The 4,149-nt window shown below is 36.8% G+C and carries 5 protein-coding genes; 3 read left to right on the top strand and 2 right to left on the bottom strand.

Features of this window, described 5'->3' with window-relative positions; genetic code table 11:
- Nucleotides 1–54 precede the first annotated feature (54 nt).
- Nucleotides 55–660 (bottom strand): ECF transporter S component, encoded by a 606-nt coding sequence (locus CP368_RS09275; RefSeq protein WP_087176284.1) that lies wholly within the window; start codon nucleotides 658–660, stop codon nucleotides 55–57.
- A 106-nt stretch (nucleotides 661–766) separates the two neighbouring features.
- Entirely contained in the window at nucleotides 767–1,594 is an 828-nt protein-coding gene (locus tag CP368_RS09270) for an aldo/keto reductase (RefSeq protein WP_025006215.1), read from the bottom strand.
- A 117-nt stretch (nucleotides 1,595–1,711) separates the two neighbouring features.
- On the opposite strand from CP368_RS09270, the gene nagB reads away from it, so the two are divergent.
- From nagB to CP368_RS09255, 3 genes are all read left to right on the top strand, one after another.
- Entirely contained in the window at nucleotides 1,712–2,431 is a 720-nt protein-coding gene (nagB, locus tag CP368_RS09265) for a glucosamine-6-phosphate deaminase (protein WP_025006214.1), read from the top strand.
- A 288-nt stretch (nucleotides 2,432–2,719) separates the two neighbouring features.
- Entirely contained in the window at nucleotides 2,720–3,367 is a 648-nt protein-coding gene (locus tag CP368_RS09260) for a deoxynucleoside kinase (protein ID WP_098037121.1), read from the top strand.
- 24 nt (nucleotides 3,368–3,391) lie between these two features.
- Nucleotides 3,392–4,078 (top strand): deoxynucleoside kinase, encoded by a 687-nt coding sequence (locus CP368_RS09255; protein ID WP_098046016.1) that lies wholly within the window; start codon nucleotides 3,392–3,394, stop codon nucleotides 4,076–4,078.
- Nucleotides 4,079–4,149: the final 71 nt, after the last annotated feature.

Below are 4,149 nucleotides of genomic sequence, written 5' to 3'. Positions count from 1 at the left end.
AGTTGGATTGATCGTCTTTTGGTATCTGAAAGTTAGTTTTTTCCCAGACACTTTTTACGCTCTTTTCAACACTAAATTAAGTGGTGTAACAATCACCGGCACTACTAATGCAGTGAAGATTGCTTCAATCACACCATTTGCACCTAGCGCTGTAATCAAAATCAGAATCAGCGGCGTGCTAGAATTATAGTTGCCTAAATAATGAAGCAGACTAGCTGGATCATGCATAAAGAAAATACTTGTCAGTAAAATTACCATGATCGTGTTGGTCAATGAAGTTACTGCTCCACTCAAAATGTAGCCTAACTTGGCATAATTGGTTTTGCCCATTGCTTTGGAAATTAAGCCTGGGAAAAAGCCTGCTAAAACACTAGGCACAACAGAAATTACTGGATTTTGGAACAGCATCAAGCTGACCATATCTCCAGGTTGCGTATATGCAACGATTAATCTGGTAATTCCCCAAAATAATCCAAATCCTAAACCTGCCTTAGGGCCCATCAAAGTACCATAAATCGCAATTGTCATCGGAATCGTGGTAATTGCAGGCAAGGCCGGAATGATTCGCACATAACCAATATTCGGTACGAAAGTTTGCATGATCAAAATAGCTGCAAAAACTGCAGTAATGGTCATGCGTCTCGTTTCTTCTCGTCTCATTTTTATCCCCAATTCATTAAAAAGATACTACTAATTAAACCATAGTCAGAATTTTTTCTCAGCAAAAAAGGCCTGTTTCACATGAAACAAGTCTTTTATTTTTTACTTAAATTACCGCTAAAGGAGTTTTCTCCGTTGGAATTGGAAAATCACTATTAATTAACCTTAACTCGTCATCAGTTAACTTTATTTCTTGAGCAGCAATATTTTCCTTCATGTGTTTAATACTGCTGCTTTTTGGAATGGCCAACACATTGCCATTGCGCAAAGTCCAAGCAAGCATAATTTGATGCGGTGTTACACCATGATCGCGAGCCACGATCTTCAAATTCTGCGTAATTCTAATCGTGTCTCCTGCTCCAGAATTAAACGGAGAATAACCAATAAAGCTGACGCCATGCTCTGTTTGCCAGTCTTGCAAATCAAACTCTGTGCCTCGTTCCTTAATATTATAGAGATCTTCGTTAGCAAAACATTTTGTTCCACCAGGCACACTAAATAATTCTTTCATATCAGACGTATCAAAGTTAGAAACGCCCCAGTGACGAATTAATCCTTCTTTTTGCAAAGCTTGCAAACCGCGAATCGTGTCTGATAAACGATGATTACCGCGCCAATGCAATAAATATAAATCTAAATAATCAGTACCTAATCTCTCTAAGCTAGCTTCCAGACTCTTTCTCTCTAGCTCAGGAGTCGCATGATAGGGATAGAATTTTGAAATTAAAAACAATTTATCACGATCGTAATCTTTAATTGCCTCGCCTATCAGCTCTTCACTTTTGCCATCACCATACATTTCTGCTGTATCGATAATGTTCAAGCCATTATCTAAACCATAGCGAATGGCCGCAATTTCATCTTTTTTATTTTTGGGATCTTCACCAATCCCCCAAGTACCTATACCTAAGCCTGTTAACTTTTCAAAATCCATCCGTATTCACTTCCTTTACTCAAATTTTAACATAGTTCTGTGATTTTCATTTTACCAATTGACAAAATGGTCTATTCCATTTTATAATGGACTAGACCAGTAAAGGAGGGTTTTAAAATGAAAATTATTGTTACTGAAAACAAAATTCAAGGTGGAGCAAAAGCATTCGAGATTTTTGAAAATGAAATCAAAAATGGTGCTAAAGTTTTAGGTTTAGCTACCGGTTCTACCCCTGAAACTCTTTATCAAAACTTTACTAACAGTGATCTTAACTGTTCAAACTTAATTAGCATTAACCTTGATGAATATGTTGGCTTAACACCTGATAATCCTCAAAGTTACCACTACTTCATGCGCAAGCACTTATTCGACAAAAAGCCTTTCAAGAAATCTTACGTTCCAGACGGCATGACTAAAGATGTTGCTGCTACTTGCAAAGAATACGATCAAATTATCAAAGATAATCCAATTGACGTGCAACTATTAGGTATCGGCCGTAACGGTCACATTGCCTTTAATGAACCTGGCACTCCATTTGACATTGGTACTCATGAAGTTAAGTTGACTGAAAATACAATCAAAGCTAACTCACGTTTCTTCGACAACGAAGATGAAGTACCTAAGAGTGCAATTTGTATGGGTAATGCCAACATTATGCAAGCCAAAAAAGTAGTATTAATGGCTTTCGGTGAAAAGAAAGCACAAGCAATCAAAGAAATGATTGAAGGACCAGTTACTGAACAAGTGCCTGCATCAATTTTACAAAAACATCCTGATGTAACTATCATCGTTGATAAGGCTGCAGCTCAAGAACTAGACGACAAATACAAGAACTAAATAACAATTTATCCCTAAAAATGAAAAGCTAGGCTTTCTACAATCGTAGAAGACCTAGCTATTTTTGTGAATTATACTTCACTAAATCGCATTTTTGCTCTAAATATTGAAGTATAATTCATTTTTTATAATTTCTCTGCTCTAATTGAATTATGTTTCATTCCTATCCGATTTTTCATTTCTACCCTTGACTTTTTCGTGTGAAACAGAATTAAAAAAGAGCTTGTGTGCCACAATATCTTGTATTAAACTTATTAATTGTCCAATATCTGGTATTTAAGAAAGAATGTGATTCAAGTTATTGTTTTAAGCGGGCCAATTGGAGCCGGGAAATCCAGTTTAACCAGTATTTTAGCAGAGCACTTAGGTACACAAGCATTTTACGAAGGCGTTGATAATAACCCTGTTTTGCCGCTTTATTATAAGGATATGAAGCGTTACACTTTTTTACTTAACACTTATTTGCTTAACCACCGTTTAGCTCAAATCAATCAAGCTATTCAAGATAAGAACAGCGTATCCGATCGTTCTATCTATGAAGATGCGCTTTTCTTCAAGATGAACGCTGACAGCAAGGTCGCAGATCCTACAGAATTTAAGATCTATGATGACTTGCTTGAAAACATGATGGAAGATACGCCAGGCAACCCAAGCAAGAAGCCTGATTTGCTTATCTACATCCATGTCTCACTTGATACCATGCTTAAGCGCATTAAAAAGCGTGGTCGTTCATTTGAACAAATCAGCACAGATCCAGGCTTGAAGGATTACTACGCTAGATTGCTCAGATACTATGAGCCTTGGTATGAACAATATGATGCTTCTCCTAAGATGGCTATTAATGGTGACAAACTTGATTTTGTTTCTAGCATGGATGCCCAAAGAGAAGTATTGAAGGAAATTGATGAGAAGTTGCACGAAATCGGTAACTTATAAGACTGAATAAAAAGAAGGAACGTGATGACAGTTATTGTTTTAAGCGGGCCAATTGGAGCCGGGAAATCCAGTTTAACAGGTATTTTATCCAAATATTTAGGTACTAAGCCATTTTATGAAAGTGTTGACGACAATCCAGTTCTGCCACTCTTTTATGCTGATCCTAAGAAATATGCTTTCTTATTGCAGGTATACTTCTTAAACACGCGTTTTCACAGCATTAAAGATGCTCTTACTGAAGATAATAATGTACTCGATCGTTCTATCTACGAAGATGCGCTCTTCTTCCAAATGAACGCTGACATTGGTCGTGCAACCTCAGAAGAAGTGGATACTTACTATGAACTTCTACACAATATGATGAACGAGCTTAAAAGAATGCCTAAGAAGAATCCAGATTTGCTTGTTCATATTAATGTTTCATATGACACCATGATTAAACGGATTAAAAAGCGTGGTCGTCCATATGAACAATTGAGTTATGACTCAACTCTAGAAGACTACTATAAGCGTCTGCTTCGCTATTACAAGCCTTGGTATGAGAATTACGATTACTCACCAAAGATGGAAATCGATGGTGATAAACTAGATTTCATGGCTAATCCAGCCGACAAGCAAGTAGTCTTGAATCAAATCACAGACAAATTAAAAGAAATGGGAAAGCTTCCTGAAGATTGGAAAAAGCCAACAGATATCCAAATCGAAGCATAATTTCCTAGGAAATAATAAGTGTCTGGGAAAAAACTAATTCCTAAGACATGAAAAAAGAACGATGATTTCCT

The organism is Lactobacillus sp. UMNPBX17, assembly GCF_002553735.1.
GTDB lineage: Bacteria > Bacillota > Bacilli > Lactobacillales > Lactobacillaceae > Lactobacillus > Lactobacillus gallinarum.
Note: the sequence above shows the minus strand (reverse complement) of the source record. Positions and strands in the feature narration are given on the sequence as shown.